This is a genomic window from Albirhodobacter sp. R86504 (assembly GCF_042466415.1).
Lineage (GTDB): Bacteria > Pseudomonadota > Alphaproteobacteria > Rhodobacterales > Rhodobacteraceae > Albirhodobacter.
Map to the genome: position 1 here is coordinate 2,156,361 of NZ_JAXHCH010000002.1, position 17,198 is coordinate 2,173,558.

General features: G+C 56.9%; 15 protein-coding genes and 1 pseudogene. 12 read left to right on the forward strand and 4 right to left on the reverse strand.

Annotated elements, in window-relative coordinates; translation table 11 throughout:
- Window positions 1-18: 18 nt before the first annotated feature.
- Entirely contained in the window at window positions 19-1,605 is a 1,587-nt protein-coding gene (locus SJY32_RS12415) for a PAS-domain containing protein (RefSeq protein WP_376875713.1), read from the reverse strand.
- A gap of 103 nt (window positions 1,606-1,708) precedes the next feature.
- On the reverse strand, window positions 1,709-3,079 hold the full coding sequence (regB, locus tag SJY32_RS12420) for a sensor histidine kinase RegB (protein ID WP_376875716.1): 1,371 nt from the start codon (window positions 3,077-3,079) through the stop codon (window positions 1,709-1,711).
- Window positions 3,080-3,222: 143 nt separating this feature from the next.
- On the opposite strand from regB, the gene SJY32_RS12425 reads away from it, so the two are divergent.
- From SJY32_RS12425 to SJY32_RS12440, 4 genes and pseudogenes are all read left to right on the forward strand, one after another.
- On the forward strand, window positions 3,223-3,861 hold the full coding sequence (locus tag SJY32_RS12425; protein WP_376875719.1) for an SCO family protein: 639 nt from the start codon (window positions 3,223-3,225) through the stop codon (window positions 3,859-3,861).
- A 123-nt stretch (window positions 3,862-3,984) separates the two neighbouring features.
- Window positions 3,985-4,539 carry an ActR/PrrA/RegA family redox response regulator transcription factor gene (locus SJY32_RS12430; RefSeq protein WP_376875722.1) on the forward strand — a complete coding sequence of 185 codons (555 nt, stop codon included), beginning with the start codon at window positions 3,985-3,987 and terminating at the stop codon, window positions 4,537-4,539.
- 98 nt (window positions 4,540-4,637) lie between these two features.
- Complete coding sequence (locus SJY32_RS12435; RefSeq protein WP_376875725.1) at window positions 4,638-4,952, forward strand: H-NS family nucleoid-associated regulatory protein; 315 nt, start codon at window positions 4,638-4,640, stop codon at window positions 4,950-4,952.
- Between the two features lie 110 nt (window positions 4,953-5,062).
- Window positions 5,063-5,849, forward strand: a pseudogene (locus SJY32_RS12440) (IS5 family transposase).
- Between the two features lie 26 nt (window positions 5,850-5,875).
- Here SJY32_RS12440 and SJY32_RS12445 read toward each other — a convergent pair.
- Window positions 5,876-6,643, reverse strand: a complete 768-nt coding sequence (locus tag SJY32_RS12445) for a DeoR/GlpR family DNA-binding transcription regulator (protein ID WP_376875728.1) — start codon at window positions 6,641-6,643, stop codon at window positions 5,876-5,878.
- Window positions 6,644-6,889: 246 nt separating this feature from the next.
- On the opposite strand from SJY32_RS12445, the gene glpD reads away from it, so the two are divergent.
- The 8 genes from glpD to glpK all read left to right on the forward strand — a co-directional run bounded on the left by glpD (window position 6,890) and on the right by glpK (window position 16,041).
- A complete protein-coding gene (glpD, locus tag SJY32_RS12450) occupies window positions 6,890-8,446 on the forward strand; it encodes a glycerol-3-phosphate dehydrogenase (RefSeq protein WP_376875731.1) in 1,557 nt (518 codons plus the stop codon).
- Window positions 8,447-8,493: 47 nt separating this feature from the next.
- Window positions 8,494-9,600, forward strand: coding sequence for an ABC transporter ATP-binding protein (locus tag SJY32_RS12455; protein WP_376875734.1), 1,107 nt, complete (start codon window positions 8,494-8,496; stop codon window positions 9,598-9,600).
- Window positions 9,601-9,604: 4 nt separating this feature from the next.
- Window positions 9,605-10,687 (forward strand): ABC transporter ATP-binding protein, encoded by a 1,083-nt coding sequence (locus tag SJY32_RS12460; protein WP_376875737.1) that lies wholly within the window; start codon window positions 9,605-9,607, stop codon window positions 10,685-10,687.
- Window positions 10,687-11,559: a carbohydrate ABC transporter permease gene (locus SJY32_RS12465; protein WP_376875740.1), complete on the forward strand. Its 873-nt coding sequence runs from the start codon at window positions 10,687-10,689 to the stop codon at window positions 11,557-11,559. The genes SJY32_RS12460 and SJY32_RS12465 overlap by 1 nt, the downstream gene beginning before the upstream one ends.
- The gene (locus SJY32_RS12470; protein ID WP_376875743.1) at window positions 11,559-12,362 is read left to right on the forward strand and encodes a carbohydrate ABC transporter permease; all 804 of its coding nucleotides are present in this window, start codon (window positions 11,559-11,561) and stop codon (window positions 12,360-12,362) included. Before SJY32_RS12465 ends, SJY32_RS12470 begins: the two co-directional genes overlap by 1 nt.
- 12 nt (window positions 12,363-12,374) lie before the next feature.
- On the forward strand, window positions 12,375-12,647 hold the full coding sequence (locus tag SJY32_RS12475; RefSeq protein ID WP_376875746.1) for a DUF2160 domain-containing protein: 273 nt from the start codon (window positions 12,375-12,377) through the stop codon (window positions 12,645-12,647).
- Window positions 12,648-12,692: 45 nt separating this feature from the next.
- Window positions 12,693-14,396, forward strand: a complete 1,704-nt coding sequence (locus SJY32_RS12480) for an ABC transporter substrate-binding protein (protein ID WP_376875749.1) — start codon at window positions 12,693-12,695, stop codon at window positions 14,394-14,396.
- A 136-nt stretch (window positions 14,397-14,532) separates the two neighbouring features.
- Window positions 14,533-16,041: a glycerol kinase GlpK gene (gene glpK / locus SJY32_RS12485; RefSeq protein WP_376875752.1), complete on the forward strand. Its 1,509-nt coding sequence runs from the start codon at window positions 14,533-14,535 to the stop codon at window positions 16,039-16,041.
- 7 nt (window positions 16,042-16,048) lie between these two features.
- On the opposite strand, the gene rsgA is transcribed toward glpK, so the two are convergent.
- Window positions 16,049-17,104 carry a ribosome small subunit-dependent GTPase A gene (gene rsgA / locus SJY32_RS12490; protein WP_376875755.1) on the reverse strand — a complete coding sequence of 352 codons (1,056 nt, stop codon included), beginning with the start codon at window positions 17,102-17,104 and terminating at the stop codon, window positions 16,049-16,051.
- Between the last annotated feature and the right edge of the window lie 94 nt (window positions 17,105-17,198).

The window sequence follows — 17,198 nt, forward strand, 5'->3', positions numbered from 1 at the left end:
CTGCAAGCCGCTATGCGCCTAACTGAGAATTCGCTGGTGTTCTGCGCAAAGCGGTTCACCTGCGCTCGAGACAGACGACGGTAACGAAAATCCGATCAACGTCCCGCCTGCCGACATTGGAACAACGCGACACGTCAAAACCAGCCCGTTCTTACGGGTTATAGTGTGCGACCAAGGCTCGCGTTTACCGAGTTGATCGGCAAACTCTTGGATTTTCGAAAAGGCCTCAGCCTCCTCGCAATGGGATTTCCAGCCTTTGATAGCATCCGATATCAACGTTCGGCCCAGCGTTTCAGACGGGTCAACACCCCACATCCGCACATAGGCCGCATTCGACAAGATCAGATCACCGGAGGATTGGAAGACCGCGATCGCCTCTCCAAGCGTGTCAAGAACCTCATTCCCCAGCTCAAGATCGGCGCGGAAACGGCGTGTCAGTGAGATTTCGGAGGAAATATCGTCAAACAGGAACGCGATAGCGCCGTCGGGATGCGGCCGCCCCGTCACACGGTAAGTCTGGCCAGACGGTAGGCTCCAGATTTCCGTATGATCGCCAGAGGACGCCGCCTTTTCGAGCGCGGACATTTGCTGTCGCCAGCTGCGATAATTCTTTGGCTCGGGCATCACCCGCCCCTCGCGGAGATGGTCGAAGAAGGCGTAAAGCGTTGGACGGACCGCGAGGAATTCGGCGCTCAAGCCGAGCAAATCCAGCAAGGCGGGGTTGAAGATCTCTAAGGTCCGTTGGCGATCAAATATCGCAAGGCCGATTGGTAAATCCGCAAAGGCTTTGGAAAGCGTATTCACAAACTCACGCAAAGAGCGTTCTGCCCTATCTGGTGAGTCACTCGGCAGCGCAAAATGGAGCGCGCCATTCTCCAGCAGTTGCGAGTGACATTCATACCAGTGCACCCGGTCGTCATCGCCATCGACTTTCAGCCGGCGCGGAACGGTGCCCGTGCCCATCGGCGTATTCGCGAAAATCCGTGGGAGCGGCCATGCCAATACATCATCCGTCAGATTCAGTGCCCCGGACCTTAAGATATACGCGCGATTTGCCCATGTCACAGAGCCATCGGAGCTTTCACGCCACGCCAAAATCGGCGCGCGATCAACGGTATTGCGAAGCAAATCCAGCTCGTCCTCCAACGCTCGTTGGCTCAACCCGTCAACCAAGACACCGTGCCCTTCCGCATCCGGATCGATCAGCGTGATGCGCGCCATTCCGTTCACGCTTTCAGCGACGAGGCGGATCGGGGCGTGCTCGCCAGGGGAGAGGCGAGAGGACATTTCGAGGCGGCCCTCCTCTGCCAAGCGGCCCATCGTTTGGAGGAAATTCGTAAACCGAGGGATCAGAAAAGCTGCGAGCCGTGCCCAATCCGTGTGCGCGACAGGCGCAACCTCTAGCAATCGATGCGCGCTCGCAGTGGCATCGAGCAAATCCTCCCCGTCAAACAAGAAGACGGTTTGCTCCAATCGGTCTCCCGTTGAAAGCCGGAGCGCGGCGCTTTTTCTGGTCGAGCCAGTCGCCGCGAGGATCATGAGGGCCACGACCGCCGAGGCGACGGACGTTGTCACAATGATAACCGCCAAGATCCAATGGTCCAACGCCGCATTCTCCGATCACGCGTTCTATCGGGAGAGGTTCGTCAATAATAGTTAATGTCGCGTTAATCTTGATTGATCGATAGAGCGAAGCGGCGCGAATTGTCTACTCGAATGCCATATTTGCGCCCAGCCCGCCGGACGTCTCCGCCAGCAAACGCTCGAGCGGCCAGGTGACCTCCACAATCGCTCCGCGATCAAGCCCCGCCTCCGATGCCGTCAAAAACGGGTCACTCCCATTCGTGAACGACAGGCGCGCGCCCGTGCGCTCCAACAACGTCTTGGCGATAAACAGCCCTAGCCCCATCCCGTCATATCCAGGGCGCGCGGCATCTGTGCGTTTGGACGCCAAGAAAGGGTCACCGATACGGCCCAAAAGCCCTGCCGGATACCCCGGCCCGTCATCGGAGATACGTACGGTCAGCGTCTCGTTCGTCCAAGACGCATCAACCCAAACGGTCGATTGTGCGAAATCCACTGCGTTTTGCACAAGGTTCCGCAACGCGTGGATCAACTCGGGATAGCGATAAATAATTGGCTGGCGTTGCGGCGCGCCACCTTGCCCGACACCCTCAAAATGGACGTCCTTCCCGCGCGCCGTATGGGGCTCAGCCGCCTCTCGCAAAACCGCCAGAAGCGGGGCCGAGCGCAGATGGAGATCATCTTTTCCCGCACGCCCCATCGATTGCAGAATATCGCGGCATCGATCGGCTTGCGCGCGGATCAACAATGCATCTTCACGGTGATCTTCGCGGTCCAGCTCATCGGCCAATTCGGCGCTCACGAGCTTAATCGTCGCCAAAGGCGTACCCAGTTCATGCGCCGCCGCGGCCACAACGCCGCCAAGATCGGTCAGCTTTTGCTCACGCGCCAAGGCAAGCTGCGTCGCGATCAGCGCATCCGCCATCGAATGATTCTCTGTCGCGATCCGGTGCGTATAGACGCCGAGGAATATAACGCCGATCACGATCGCCAGCCAAAACCCGAAGAGAAACAGCCGCGGCACCTGTAAAAGCGTCCCGTCGTCAAATTGCAAAGGCAAGGCCGTCACCGCAATCAACGAGACCACCACGATCGTCACGACGCCAAGAAAAATGGTCGCGCGGGTCTGCAGCGCAGTCGCGGCAATCGTCACAGGAACAATAATCAGCAGCGCGAACGGGTTTTCGAGCCCCCCCGTCAACCCCAGAAGCAAGGCGAGCTGCGCGACATCGAACATCAGCATCGCCAATGTTTCACTTTCCGTCAGGCGCTTTGTCTCGGGGAACAGAAAAATGGCGACAAGATTACCCGCGACCGCCGCCCCGATCGTGAGCAAACAAAGCGGCAGGTCAATCGCGATGTCGTAGACGAGACGCGCCGCGAAAATCGCACATAACTGCCCCACAACGGCAGTCCAGCGTAGGAAAATCAAGGTTCGCAAGCGCACCCAATCGCCGTGAGCTTCGAGCGCGGGAAGATTTGATCCCTGTTTCATCGTGCGGCTCTCCTCAAGACGTCTGGGACTTTCCCGGCGCGACGACGCCTGCCCGAATGGTCGAATTGTCACATCTTCGCTGGAGGCATTGATACCGAAGCTACAATCAGCGATCAATGCGCCAAACTGATGAGGAGTTTTTCATGTCCATCGCCCCGAAAACAGCCGCGTTTCTAGCCGGAGGCGTCGCGCTAGTCGGCATCGGCGCAATGACAATTGCAACCCTTACCCGTCCCGCGGCCGATCTTTTCGCCGCATGCCGCAACGGCGCAGTGGCCGGCGGCGCGAGCACCATTGGCGGTCCGTTCGAACTGGTAGACGAAACTGGAAAAACCGTCACGAACACCGATGTCATCACCGGCCCGACGCTTGTGTATTTCGGATATACCTTCTGCCCTGATGTTTGCCCGCTCGATTTGACGCGGAACGCCGAGGCAACCTACCAACTCGACGAACAGGGATATGACGTAACTCCGGTCTTTATATCGGTGGATGCAGAGCGTGACACGCCGGAAGTCCTTGCGGAGTTCACCGACATCATGCACCCGCGAATGATTGGCCTCACCGGCTCCGCGGAGCAAATTAAGGCCGCAAGCCAAGCCTACAAAACCTATTACAGCGTCCAGACGCCTGGCGATCCCTACACCCTTATTGATCACTCGACACAGTCATACCTGATGCTCCCCGAATACGGCTTCGTCGATTTCTTCAGTCATAACGACAGCGCCGATCTCGTGGCCGAGAAAATGGCCTGCTATCTCGAAGCCGCCGAGCAAGCGTAAACGGGCGGAGGGCGGCGGATAAAACCTGTGTCGGTAGACCTTTCTATCCGATTTTATCCGATGGTTTGACCCGCCGCCCCTCTCGCCCTACATCTACCCACATCAAAGTGTTTGGGAGGTCTTATGTCCGAGGATGAATTCGCTGCTCTGGGCCCAGACCGCACATTGCTGCTGGTTGATGATGATGTGCCATTCCTAAGCCGCCTCGCACGTGCGATGGAAAAGCGCGGCTTCACCACCCTCACCGCCGAGACGGTCACGGAGGGCAAGGCGATAGCCCAGTCACGAGCGCCCGCTTATGCGGTAATCGATCTACGGCTCGAAGATGGCAGTGGGCTCGATGTCGTGGAGGCATTGCGCGAGAAACGCGCAGACGCGCGTATCGTTGTCCTTACCGGCTATGGCGCAATTGCAACCGCTGTCGCTGCGGTAAAAATGGGGGCAACTGATTACCTATCAAAGCCCGCCGACGCGACAGATGTCACGAATGCGCTTTTAGCACGCGGAGAGTCGCTCCCCCCGCCGCCCGAAAACCCTATGAGCGCCGACCGCGTTCGTTGGGAACATATCCAGCGGGTCTATGAGCAATGCGACCGGAATGTTTCTGAAACAGCACGCCGTTTGAACATGCACCGTCGGACATTGCAGCGGATTCTCGCCAAGCGCGGGCCAAGATAACTATTCCTTTGAGTAAACATTTGATGATCGGCTCATTTTACGCTTGATTAAGTGTAGAAATGAAAATTACTTGGACCCTTAAATAAAGAGGGAACCAAATGACCGATAATCTCGATGTTCTGTCGTTGCCAGAGTTAAAAGATCTTCGCTCCCGAGTAGAGCGCGCGATTAATAGCTATGAAGAACGCAAAAAACACGAAGCCCTCGTCGAGTTGGAAGAGACCGCTCGGAAGATGGGGTATTCTTTGGCTGATTTAACCGGCGTTCACGTGGCGCGAAAACGCAAAGCGGTTGAACCCAAATATGCCAATCCCGCCGATCCGTCCGACACGTGGACGGGACGTGGCCGTAAGCCGCGCTGGGTTGTTGAGGCGTTGGAATCAGGAAAGACGATGGAAGACATTTCCATCTGAACCATCTGCGTAACGCATGTAGCTCTGTGAGAGGGTTTTCTGGTGGCTAGGCCGTGTTGACAAAAGGGATTCACACCGTGCCGTGAGCGTGATTCAAGCTGGTATCTGCGATGGAGACCAGCTTGGCACGAGACCTGATGTCGGACGAGGAATGGGCGTTCTTTGAACGTTTCATCTTGGCAGTCCGCGCCCCGAACGGGCGGAAACCCACCAACCACCGTCTTGTTCTTGATGGGATTTTCTGGATTGCCCGCACGGGCGCCCCTTGGAGGGATCTGCCCGAAGAGTTTGGCAAGTGGTCGAGCGTCTACCGCCGGTTCCGACGATGGACGCTCGCGGGCTGTGGGAGGACATCATGGACGCGCTGAACCAAAGCGGTGCCGTGCCGGACGCCTTGCAAATGGTCAACAGCACCGTCATCCGCGCCCATCATCAGGCAGCGGGCGCAAAAGGGGGACTCCGCGGCAGGGTTTCGGCCGTTCGCGAGGGTTCTTCACGACCAAGATCCACCTCCGCGTCAACGCAGCAGGCCTGCCCATGAGAACCGAGATCACGCCGGGCCAGACATCCGATTACATGGGATTTGATCTGGTCATGGCCGACAACTTGCCCGAGCCGAGCGTTCTGCTGGCAGACAGAGGTTACGATGCTGACAGCATTCGCCAAAAGATGGATGCGCGGGATGTGTTGACCCAAATCCCCATGCGCAAATCACGAAAGATGCGCGTCGGAGTCGATCACTCCCTCTATTCATTGCGCAACCTGGTCGAACGGTGCTTCAACAAGCTGAAGAACGCTCGCCGCGTCGCAACCCGCTACGACAAAAGCGCCGAGAGCTTCCTCGGCTTCATAGACATCACGTCCATCCGCCTCTGGCTGCGTCTTTTGACAACATGACCTAAAGCTTCCAGAAAACCCTTACATTATTCGGAGGGGCATAGCTCTACCCGTGTTCCCCACTGAGCGCACCGCTTTGACAGAACGTCGGGGAGCGGAGCGTCAATAAACACCGCATCAATATCTTCTAGCGAGCACAGCTTAACAGGCGCGACCCGATCCAGTTTGGTTTGGTCGGTGACCAAGAAACTCGTGCGCGCCTGACGGATGATCGTTCGGCTAACGCGGATCTCTGCTAAATCATAATCTAAAAGATCTCCATCAAGATCTAACGCAGATGCACCAATTACCGCGTAATCAACTTTAAATTGATTCATGAAATCTGCCGTAAGATCACCCACAAGCCCACCGTCGGAACGGCGCAGGTTTCCCCCTGCGACCATTATCTCGCAGCTTTCATTTGATAAAAGTATATTTGCGACATTTATATTATTCGTCACGACAGTAATGTTTTTGTGATGAAGTAATTCCCGCGCGACCGCTTCAGTGGTCGTCCCAAGGTTGAGGATCAGCGAGCAGTTATCCGGAATATTTTGTGCGCAGGCTCGACCGATTGCGGCTTTCGCGGCCTCCGCCATTTTCCGCCGCTCGGCGTAGGCATAATTCGTCACCCCTGTTCGAATGACCGCGCCACCATGCACCCGATCGACGAGACCCTCATCGGCAAGTTCCGTCAAATCACGGCGAATGGTTTGCAAAGTTACATTGAAACGCTCGGCCAGAGATTCGACAACCACACGCCCCTCACTGCGTGCGATTTCCAAGATCTCGGTTTGGCGGAAATTATGGGCCACGGCGGCGCCTCCCATCAATACATTCGAGAACAAATGTCATTCGAATATCGTGAAGTAAAGTCAGGCTGGTCAAAACGAAGGCATGGCGCCGCAGCGCAGTGCAAATGCCGCATGTGCGAAATGATGTTCGAATTTGTCAAAACCGAACATTTTCGAAAAATATGTTTGACATTCGGGGCAAATCCGCGCCCCTTAAGAAAACCTGAACGCGTCTGACGCGTGAACCCGATAGGAAGCGACGGCGCGATGGAAGAGACTCAACCAATCGACTTGTTCATCATCGGTGGCGGCATCAACGGCTGCGGCATCGCGCGCGATGCTGTTGGTCGCGGCTTGTCGGTTCGACTGGCCGAACAGGGCGACTTGGCGCAAGCGACGTCCTCGGCCTCGACAAAGCTCTTCCACGGCGGCTTACGCTATCTGGAATTCTTCGAATTCCGTCTTGTGCGCGAAGCCCTTCAGGAGCGCGAAATCCTGCTGAAGATGATGCCGCATATCAGCTGGCCCATGCGGTTTGTTCTTCCTTATCACGCCGATATGCGCTTCGAGAGCGAGACGCCGACGTCGAAGCTTTTGTCTTTCATCATGCCTTGGATGAAAGGTCGTCGCCCTGCGTGGCTCATCCGCCTCGGGCTTTTCTTGTATGACACGCTGGGGGGGCGGAAACTCCTGCCTGGCACACGGACCCTCGACCTCGCGCAAGATCCGGCCGGCGCGCCTTTGAATGGCAAATTCCGTAAGGCATACGAATACTCCGATTGCTGGGTTCAAGACTCCCGCCTTGTCGTTCTCAACGCGCGCGATGCCCAAGCACGAGGCGCGCAGATTATGGTCCGCACGAAAGTTGTCTCAGCCGAGCGCCGCGATGGGCTTTGGCATATCGTCACCCAAACAGAAAACGGCACACAAGAACACACCGCGAGGGCGCTGGTAAATGCGGGCGGACCTTGGGTTGAAGACCTGATCCGCAACGTTGTGCGGGTGAATTCCACCGAAGGCGTTCGACTGGTTCGCGGCAGCCATATCGTCACGCGCAAGCTCTATGACCATGATCGCTGCTATTTCTTCCAAGGCGAAGACGGGCGCATCATTTTCGCCATTCCCTATGAGCAGGATTTCACCCTGATCGGGACCACCGACGCCGATCATAAAGGCGCTCCGTCTGACGTCTCATGCACGCCCGAAGAACAGCAATACCTGTGCGACTTTGCCTCGAACTACTTCAAGAGCCCCGTCACACGTGATGATATCGTTTGGAAATATTCCGGCGTGCGCCCATTGTATAACGACGGCGCAAGCTCCGCGACGGCGGCAACCCGCGATTATGTTCTGTCTTTGGATGCGAAAGGCGCGCCCTTACTTAACGTGTTTGGCGGGAAGATCACCACCTATCGGCGCCTCGCAGAATCCGCGATGGAGAAGCTCGCCCCACATTTCGCAGGGCTCAGCGCGCCTTGGACGGAAGGCACGACGCTGCCAGGAGGCGCGTTTGCTCCGGATGATGCGAGCGCGCTGATCGCCGGAATTGAGCGTGACTACCCCTTCATGACCCATGCGTGGGCGGAGCGGATGATCCGACATTACGGGCTTGAGGCCAGGGACATCCTCGGCTCGGCACATTCTGTGACCGATTTGGGGGAAAGCTTTGGCGCGACACTCTATGCCGCTGAGGTGCGTTGGTTGATTGAAAAAGAATGGGCGCGATCCGCGGTGGATGTCGTTTGGCGTCGTACCAAGCTTGGCCTGCGAATGACGCCTGAGGAGATTGCGGCGCTGGATATGTATATATCCCAGCACAGCTAAAAAGGCCGTAGCAGCCAGAGGAGGGCTGCGCGGTCAGGGGAGAGAGAATGACTTTGGAATTGAAAGCGGTGGCAAGCACCGCCGAAGGGCGTGTGCACATACACCCGACAGATCTGACCCTGGAAAAGGGGACGATGAACGTACTTTTGGGGCCCACATCGGCGGGGAAGACCTCGTTGATGCGGCTAATGGCGGGCTTGGATCAGCCCACGCGTGGCCGCGTGTTTTGGCAAGGGCGCGACGTGACGGGTATGCGTGTGCAAGATCGCAAGGTCGCGATGGTCTACCAACAATTTATCAACTACCCTGCGATGAGCGTCTACGACAACATCGCCTCCCCCCTACGTCTAATGAAAGTCTCCCAAAGCGAGATTGATCGGCAGGTTCGTGCGACCGCCGACATGATGAAGTTAACGCCGATGCTCGACCGCAAACCGTTGGAGCTTTCGGGTGGCCAACAACAACGCTGCGCCTTAGCACGCGCATTGGTGAAGGGCGCAGGGCTCGTTTTGCTCGATGAGCCATTGGCGAACCTCGATTACAAACTTCGCGAGGAACTCCGCGTCGAAATCCCGAAAATCTTTGAAGCCTCCGGCGCGATCTTTGTCTACGCGACGACCGAGCCCGAGGAGGCGCTGCTGTTGGGGGGGAACACCGCAGCATTGTGGGAGGGGCGCGTGACGCAATTCGGCCCGACGGCGGAGGTCTACCGCCGCCCCGCAGATCGCCAAACCGCGCGCGTATTCTCGGACCCGCCGATGAACTTCACGCCCCTTGTGAAGCGCGGCAACCAGCTTGATTTCGGTGGCGGCGTTCACGCTCCCGCAAGCGGCGAGTTCGCCGCCTTAGCTGATGGCCGTTACGTCGCAGGCTTCCGGGCCAACCACCTGGCCTTGGCGGGGCGCCATGATGGCAACGCAATCGAGTTCACATGTCGCTTAGGCGGAACTGAAATCACAGGCTCTGAAACATTCCTGCATCTTGGAAGAAACGGCGACGTCGGTTCAAACGAAGCTTGGGTCGGGCTTATTCACGGCGTTCACGATTTGCATCGTGGAACGGAACTGAAAATCGCGGTGGATCCGAGCTTTATCTATCTCTTCACCGAGGACGGCGCACTCGCAGCGCCTGCCTCCTACGCGATGGCAGGGTAAGATCATGGCACAAATCACCCTGAAAAATCTGGCGCATAGCTACTACCCCAATCCAAAGTCTGATGCTGATTTTGCGCTGAAAGAAATGGATCACGTCTGGCAGGATGGCTCGGCCTATGCGCTCCTTGGGTCGTCGGGCTGCGGAAAATCAACGCTGCTCAATATTATTTCCGGCCTGCTAAAGCCCTCGCACGGCAAGGTTTTGTTTGGAAATCAGGATGTTACGGAGGCCGATACCGCCGCGCGCAACATCGCGCAGGTTTTCCAGTTTCCCGTTGTTTACGATACGATGACCGTCCGCGATAACCTCGCCTTCCCTCTGCGCAATCGCGGCATGGATCCAGCCTATATCAAGGACCGCGTCGCACAAATCGCGCAGATGATCGGGATGGAAGCTGAGCTCGGCCAGAAAGCGCGGGGCCTGACGGCGGATGCGAAACAGAAGATCTCGCTCGGCCGCGGCATGGTACGTGAAGACGTCAATGCGATCTTATTCGACGAGCCTCTGACCGTCATCGATCCTCATATGAAATGGGAACTGCGCACACAGCTAAAAGAACTACATCGCGAGTTCGGGCACACGATGATTTACGTCACACACGACCAGACGGAAGCTCTCACATTTGCCGACAAGGTGGTTGTGATGTCGGAAGGTCGCGTTGTGCAAATGGGCACGCCGCAGGAATTGTTCGAGCGCCCAGCGCATACGTTCGTTGGGTATTTCATTGGCTCTCCGGGAATGAACTTTCTGGAGGCCGACGTAAGGGGATCCTCGGCCGTGGTGCACGGTATCGAGGTGCCGCTGGGCGCGGCCCACGGGCCAATTGCGGGCCGCGTCCAGATCGGTATCCGCCCCGAATTCTGCATTCTTGCCGAAAGCGGCGGGCTGCCATTCAAAATCTTGCGCGTCGAGGATGTAGGCCGCCACCGGATCATCCGCGGAGAAATCGATCGAACGGCGTTTAACGTTACGGTGCCCGAGGGCACCCCAATCACAAGCGGCGCAAACCGCGTTCTCTTTGCGCCGGAAAAAATCAACGTCTACGCCGATGACTGGCGTGTCGCACCTGTCGGGGAGGGCAAGTGATGGACAAGACGCTCAACAACAAAGCTTGGTTTCTGGTTCTACCAGTCCTCATTTTGGTCGCGTTTTCAGCGGTGATCCCGTTGATGACAGTCGTCAATTATTCGGTTCAAGACACGTTCGGGAACAACGAGTTCTTTTGGGCCGGATTAGAGTGGTTCGAAGAAATGCTGCAATCCGACAGGATGTGGGCTGCGCTCGGACGCCAGATCGCCTTCTCTGGAATCATCCTCGCGATTGAGGTTCCTCTGGGAATTTTCATCGCGTTGAATATGCCTAAATCGGGATTTTGGGCTTCGTTCTGTCTCGTTTTGATGGCGCTTCCGCTGCTGATTCCGTTCAACGTGGTTGGCACCATCTGGCAAATTTTTGGCCGCGTGGACATCGGTCTTCTTGGCCGCAGCTTGGCCGCGCTGGGCATTGATTATAACTACACGTCAGATGCCGTCGACGCTTGGGCGACGGTCATCGTCATGGATGTATGGCATTGGACTTCCCTCGTCGCGCTCTTGTGCTATGCGGGCCTGCAATCCATTCCAGAAGCTTATTATCAGGCCGCCAAAATTGATCAGGCGTCACGCTGGGCTATCTTCCGGTTCATCGAATTGCCGAAAATGTCGGGCGTCTTGCTGATCGCAGTTCTGTTGCGCTTCATGGATAGCTTCATGATCTATACGGAGCCGTTCGTGATAACCGGCGGCGGGCCAGGCAATGCAACAACCTTCCTGTCGATCGACCTCGTCAAGATGGCGGTTGGTCAGTTTGATCTTGGTCCCGCTGCAGCGTTCTCGATCATGTATTTCCTAACGATCCTCGCGATTTCATGGGTGTTCTACACCGTGATGACGAGCCTCGATAAAGCGGAGGGCAAATAATGCGCCTGAAATCCCAACCCGTCGTCATGGGGATATACCTGCTCTTTTTGCTCACGCCGATCTACTGGCTGGTAAATATGAGCTTGAAAACGAACACTGAAATCACCTCCGCGTTCACGCTGTGGCCGAGCGATCTGACCTTCGCCAATTATGTGACGATCCTCACCGATCCAAGCTGGTACATGGGCTACGTCAACTCCTTGATCTACGTGGTGCTCAACACGATCATCTCGATTGCCGTTGCCTTGCCTGCAGCTTATGCGTTCTCGCGCTACCGCTTCATGGGCGACAAACACCTGTTCTTCTGGCTGTTGACCAACCGAATGTCGCCGCCGGCCGTCTTTGCGCTGCCTTTCTTCCAGCTCTACTCGTCAGTTAACTTGTTCGACACGCATATCGCGGTGGCATTGGCGCATTGCCTCTTTAACGTCCCGCTCGCGGTCTGGATTTTGGAAGGCTTCATGCGCGGGGTGCCGAAGGAAATCGATGAAACGGCCTATATCGACGGCTATTCCTTCGGTGCATTCTTCGCCAAGATTTTCTTGCCGCTCATCGCATCCGGCGTCGGCGTTGTCGCCTTCTTCTGCTTCATGTTCTCTTGGGTAGAATTGCTCCTGTCGCGCACTTTGACCTCCGTCGCGGCAAAACCCATCGCAGCCACAATGACGCGGACGGTTTCCGCATCAGGGATGGATTGGGGCGTTCTTGCCGCGGCAGGTGTGCTGACGATCGTGCCCGGTGCCCTCGTGATTTACTTTGTTCGCAACTACATCGCTAAGGGCTTCGCCCTTGGCCGCGTGTAAGGAGACTTGCTGATGGCTTGGATGGCATGGACCACCCCGACCGCGATTTTCTTTATCGTGATCGCCTGCTTGCTCGTCACCTTCACGGTACTTGCAATTAAATTCCCCGAGACGCCGCGCAAGGGCGTCTTACGGATCGAAACAACGCGGGGGGATCGCTTGTTTATCACCCTGCTGGGCTCGGCCTTTATCAATCTAGGCTGGCTCGCCGCCTTCGGCGCTCCGCTTACCGGCGCGCTGATCCTGTGCCTCGTCTACGCCGCAGCGGTGTTCCGCTGGGTCTGACGCCTGCACCTAATACGCATCACAAATTCTCAGGGAGGAGAAATAATGAAACTGCGTAGAACCTCGACTGCCATGGCGCTCGCGCTCATGGTCAGCAGCCCCGCTTGGGCGGATATGGACGCCGCGAAGGGCTTCCTTGATGCCGAGATCGGTGATCTGTCGGCGCTATCGCGCGCGGATCAAGAGGCTGAAATGCAATGGTTTATTGACGCCGCCAAGCCTTTCGCGGGGATGGATATTCGCGTCGTGTCCGAAACCATCACGACCCACGAATACGAGGCGAAAGTCCTCGCACCAGCATTTGAGAAGATCACGGGTATCAAGATCACGCATGATCTGATCGGTGAAGGCGACGTCGTAGAGAAGCTGCAAACGCAGATGCAATCGGGTGAGAATATCTACGACGCCTATATTAACGATTCCGATCTCATCGGGACGCATTGGCGCTACAAACAAGCCCGCAACCTGACCGATTGGATGGATGGTGAAGGCAAGGACGTCACCAACCCAGGCCTTGATCTTGCGGATTTCATCGGGACGTCCTTCACAACCGGCCCGGATGGCAAACTCTATCAATTGCCAGACCAGCAGTTCGCGAACCTCTACTGGTTCCGTCAGGACTGGTTCACCGACCCCAAAAACATGGAAGATTTCAAAGCGAAATACGGCTATGACTTGGGCGTTCCGGTAAATTGGTCTGCTTATGAGGACATCGCGGAGTTCTTCACGGGTCGCGAGATCGATGGTAAAAAAGTCTATGGCCACATGGATTACGGTAAGAAAGATCCGTCGCTTGGCTGGCGCTTTACCGATGCCTGGCTCTCCATGGCAGGTGCAGGCGATAAGGGTGAACCGAATGGCTTGCCGGTCGATGAATGGGGCATCCGCGTAAACGAGAACTCGCAGCCGGTTGGCTCGTGCGTCGCGCGTGGCGGTGACACGAATGGCCCGGCAGCTGTTTACTCGATCGAGAAATATATCGATTGGTTGACCAAATATGCGCCACCGACCGCCGCTGGTATGGTCTTTGGCGAGGCCGGTCCGGTTCCTGCGCAGGGCGAAGTCGCCCAGCAAATGTTCTGGTACACCGCCTTCACAGCCGACATGGTAAAAGAAGGCCTTCCGGTTATGAACGAGGACGGCACGCCCAAATGGCGCATGGCCCCCAGCCCGCATGGCGCGTATTGGGAAGAAGGCATGAAGGTCGGATATCAAGATGCCGGCTCGTGGACATTGATGGAGTCCACCCCCGTGGACCGTGCGAAGGCTGCGTGGCTTTACGCACAGTTCGTGACCTCGAAAACAGTGGACGTGAAGAAAGCCCATACTGGCCTGACCTTCATCCGCGAATCCACAGTCCAGCACGAGTCCTTCACCGAGCGCGCTCCAAAACTTGGTGGCTTGGTCGAGTTCTACCGTTCGCCAGCGCGCGTTCAGTGGTCGCCGACCGGCACCAACGTTCCGGACTATCCGAAGTTGGCGCAATTGTGGTGGCAGAACATCGGGGATGCGTCCTCAGGTGCTAAAACCGCGCAAGAGGCGATGGACAGCCTCTGCGCAGAGCAAGAGAAAGTTCTCGCCCGTCTCGAGCGCGCAGGCGTTCAAGGAGAGCTTGGGCCCAAACTCAACGAGGAAATGGATCCAGAATACTGGTTGAGCCAGCCCGGCGCGCCGAAGGCGAAACTTGAAAACGAACGCCCAACGCCCGAAACCATCAGCTATGACGAGCTGATTGCCTCGTGGAACTAACGCGTTAAGCAAAAATGAGGGGGCGGCGCACCATCGCATCGCCCCCTCTCACGATCACTAAGGCCAAAGCGACATATTCCCGTAGCATAGGGCAAAGGCCACGGGTAATTTACGATAAAACATTTGGGGAAAGACCATGACCTACATTCTCGCGATTGACCAAGGCACCACCTCATCGCGAGCAATCCTGTTTGATGAAACGATGCGCGCGCATGTTTCCGGTCAGGAAGAGTTTCCGCAGCATTTCCCCAATTCCGGCTGGGTAGAGCATGATCCGGCGGACCTTTGGTCGACTGTTCTTTCGACTGTGCACGAGGCGTTGAAAAAGGCTGATGTAACCGCCGATGATATTCGCGCGATCGGGATCACAAACCAGCGCGAAACGACTCTCGTTTGGGATCGCCATACCGGTGAGCCCGTCTATAACGCGATCGTTTGGCAGGATCGTCGCACCGCTGATGATTGCGCGAGGCTGCGCGAGGACGGATTCGAGCCCATTGTGACCGAGCGTACCGGCCTTCTTCTGGATCCATATTTCTCTGCAACGAAGTTGCGCTGGATCTTGGAAAACGTCGACGGCGCCCGCGTCCGCGCCGAAGCAGGCGATCTACTCTTTGGAACGGTTGACAGCTTCTTGATCTGGAAGCTCACAGGCGGCAAAATTCATGCCACCGACGCGACCAATGCCGCGCGCACCATGCTTTACGACATCGCGAAGGGGCGTTGGTCCACGACAATATGCAGCAAGCTCGGGATTCCTCTGACGATGCTGCCTGACGTGAAGGATTGCGCCGCAGATTTCGGAGAAACCGACCCAGAGCTTTTTGGCGGCGCGATCCCGATCCGCGGTGTCGCGGGTGACCAGCAGGCGGCCACCTTGGGTCAGGCATGTTTCCGGGCAGGCATGATGAAATCGACCTACGGGACCGGATGCTTTGCGTTGATGAATACAGGTGATGTCATGGTGCGCTCCACGCATCGGCTTTTGACGACGATTGCGTATCAGTTGGACGGCAAGCCTACCTATGCCCTCGAAGGGTCAATCTTCATCGCAGGCGCAGTTGTGCAATGGCTGCGCGATGGATTGGGCACAATATCGCAAGCGAAAGAAGTTCAGGCACAAGCCGAGGCAGCAGATCCGCATCAAAATGTCGTTCTTGTTCCCGCATTTACTGGGCTAGGCGCGCCTTGGTGGGCCCCAGAATGCCGCGGCGCAATCTTCGGCCTGACACGTGGTTCGGGCCCGAATGAACTCGCAAAGGCCGCGCTGGAAAGCGTCGGCTACCAGACGCGCGATTTGCTGGAGGCGATGACAGCCGACTGGGAGGACTCGCAAAAAGGCACGCCCGCCGCGCGTGAAGTGTTGCGTGTCGATGGCGGCATGGTCGTCTCGGAATATGCGATGCAATTTCTGGCAGATATCATCGGCGCACCGGTTGATCGCCCCGAGATAACCGAAACCACGGCTTTGGGTGCGGCGTGGCTCGCTGGAATGTCTGTCGGACTTTACCCCGATCAAGAGGGCTTTGCACAGGCTTGGGCGTTAGAACGTCAGTTTGCGCCGGAGATGGCAGAGGACACTCGAGCCGAAAAATACGAACGCTGGTCGCGCGCCGTGAAAGCCACCCTGCAAATGGGCGGTTGACCTCGTCTCACCGCCGGCGCTTGGGCCCTTTCGTGATCTGCCGCTTCATATATTTGAGGTTGTTCCCGCCGGTTTTATCGGTTGATTTACGCACTGCGAGAACGTGGGCGTTCGCCTTTTCTTCGGCATCGAGCTTCTCCCAACGCGCCAACCGTTCGGGATCGACTTCGCCACTCGCTTCTGCCGCACGAACCGCGCATCCCGGCTCGGTCTGATGTTTGCAATCGCGAAAGCGGCACTTCGTCGAAAGCTCGTATAAATCTGGAAACAACGCAGCGACGCCAAAACCTGCATCCGTCAACTGCAATTCGCGCATCCCAGGCGTATCAATGACAGCACACCCAGATGGGATGACATGCAGTTCGCGCCGCGTCGTCGTGTGGCGCCCCTTAGCGTCATCCTCACGAATGCCGCGAGTTTCCATGACTTGAGCCTCTGTGAGCGCATTGGTCAATGTAGATTTCCCGACACCCGACGACCCCAAGAATGCGACCGTCTGCCCGCGCCCACACCAAGGCGCCAATACGGACTTCGCCGCGTCAAATCGGGCGTCCAGCACCACCACGGGAACAAGATCCGAAATTGTTTTAGCCTGCGCCACATAGACTTCTGGATCTTCGCACAAATCGGCCTTCGTCAAAACGACGACCGGCGCAACGCCCGCATCCAAAGCTAACGCAACATACCGTTCCAGCCGCGCAATATTGAAATCCTGATTGCAAGACGAGGTGATGAACACCGTATCAATATTCGCTGCGATCAGCTGTGTCTGGCGCTCATGCCCGGCTGCGCGTCGCTTGATTAGGCTTTTACGCTCAAGAACATGCGATGCGGCCGGTGTTTCGACGTCATAAAGCACCCAATCGCCCACGGTTGCGGCCACCGTCGGCGGCAATACCGGTGTGACCTCGACGCCCCGCCCTCTCAGGCCGTTACGATGCACTTCGGTGATCCTAACAACAGGACGGGTGTCCCCCGCCTTGACCTGATCCGCGAAAAATGGCTGCCAACCAAGCGATTCAAGTAATGGCACGCTGTTTTCAGGTGTTTCGCACCCGTTCATCGTGCCGCCGTCATGCAAGTGCTGCCATGCTGTTACTTTCTGAAGTGTCGGACCGTGCGCCCGCTTGGCGCCTATGTTACTAGGTTTAAACCAG

Bases quoted from the DNA above. Each gene is read 5' to 3' on its own strand.
- SJY32_RS12430 (WP_376875722.1), top strand. From the start codon at position 3,985: ATGTCCGAGGATGAATTCGCTGCTCTGGGCCCAGACCGCACATTGCTG.
- SJY32_RS12465 (WP_376875740.1), top strand. From the start codon at position 10,687: ATGGACAAGACGCTCAACAACAAAGCTTGGTTTCTGGTTCTACCAGTC.
- SJY32_RS12460 (WP_376875737.1), top strand. From the start codon at position 9,605: ATGGCACAAATCACCCTGAAAAATCTGGCGCATAGCTACTACCCCAAT.
- SJY32_RS12475 (WP_376875746.1), top strand. From the start codon at position 12,375: ATGGCTTGGATGGCATGGACCACCCCGACCGCGATTTTCTTTATCGTG.
- glpD (WP_376875731.1), top strand. From the start codon at position 6,890: ATGGAAGAGACTCAACCAATCGACTTGTTCATCATCGGTGGCGGCATC.
- SJY32_RS12480 (WP_376875749.1), top strand. From the start codon at position 12,693: ATGAAACTGCGTAGAACCTCGACTGCCATGGCGCTCGCGCTCATGGTC.
- SJY32_RS12435 (WP_376875725.1), top strand. From the start codon at position 4,638: ATGACCGATAATCTCGATGTTCTGTCGTTGCCAGAGTTAAAAGATCTT.
- SJY32_RS12455 (WP_376875734.1), top strand. From the start codon at position 8,494: ATGACTTTGGAATTGAAAGCGGTGGCAAGCACCGCCGAAGGGCGTGTG.
- SJY32_RS12425 (WP_376875719.1), top strand. From the start codon at position 3,223: ATGTCCATCGCCCCGAAAACAGCCGCGTTTCTAGCCGGAGGCGTCGCG.
- SJY32_RS12470 (WP_376875743.1), top strand. From the start codon at position 11,559: ATGCGCCTGAAATCCCAACCCGTCGTCATGGGGATATACCTGCTCTTT.
- rsgA (WP_376875755.1), bottom strand. From the start codon at position 17,104: ATGAACGGGTGCGAAACACCTGAAAACAGCGTGCCATTACTTGAATCG.
- glpK (WP_376875752.1), top strand. From the start codon at position 14,533: ATGACCTACATTCTCGCGATTGACCAAGGCACCACCTCATCGCGAGCA.
- regB (WP_376875716.1), bottom strand. From the start codon at position 3,079: ATGAAACAGGGATCAAATCTTCCCGCGCTCGAAGCTCACGGCGATTGG.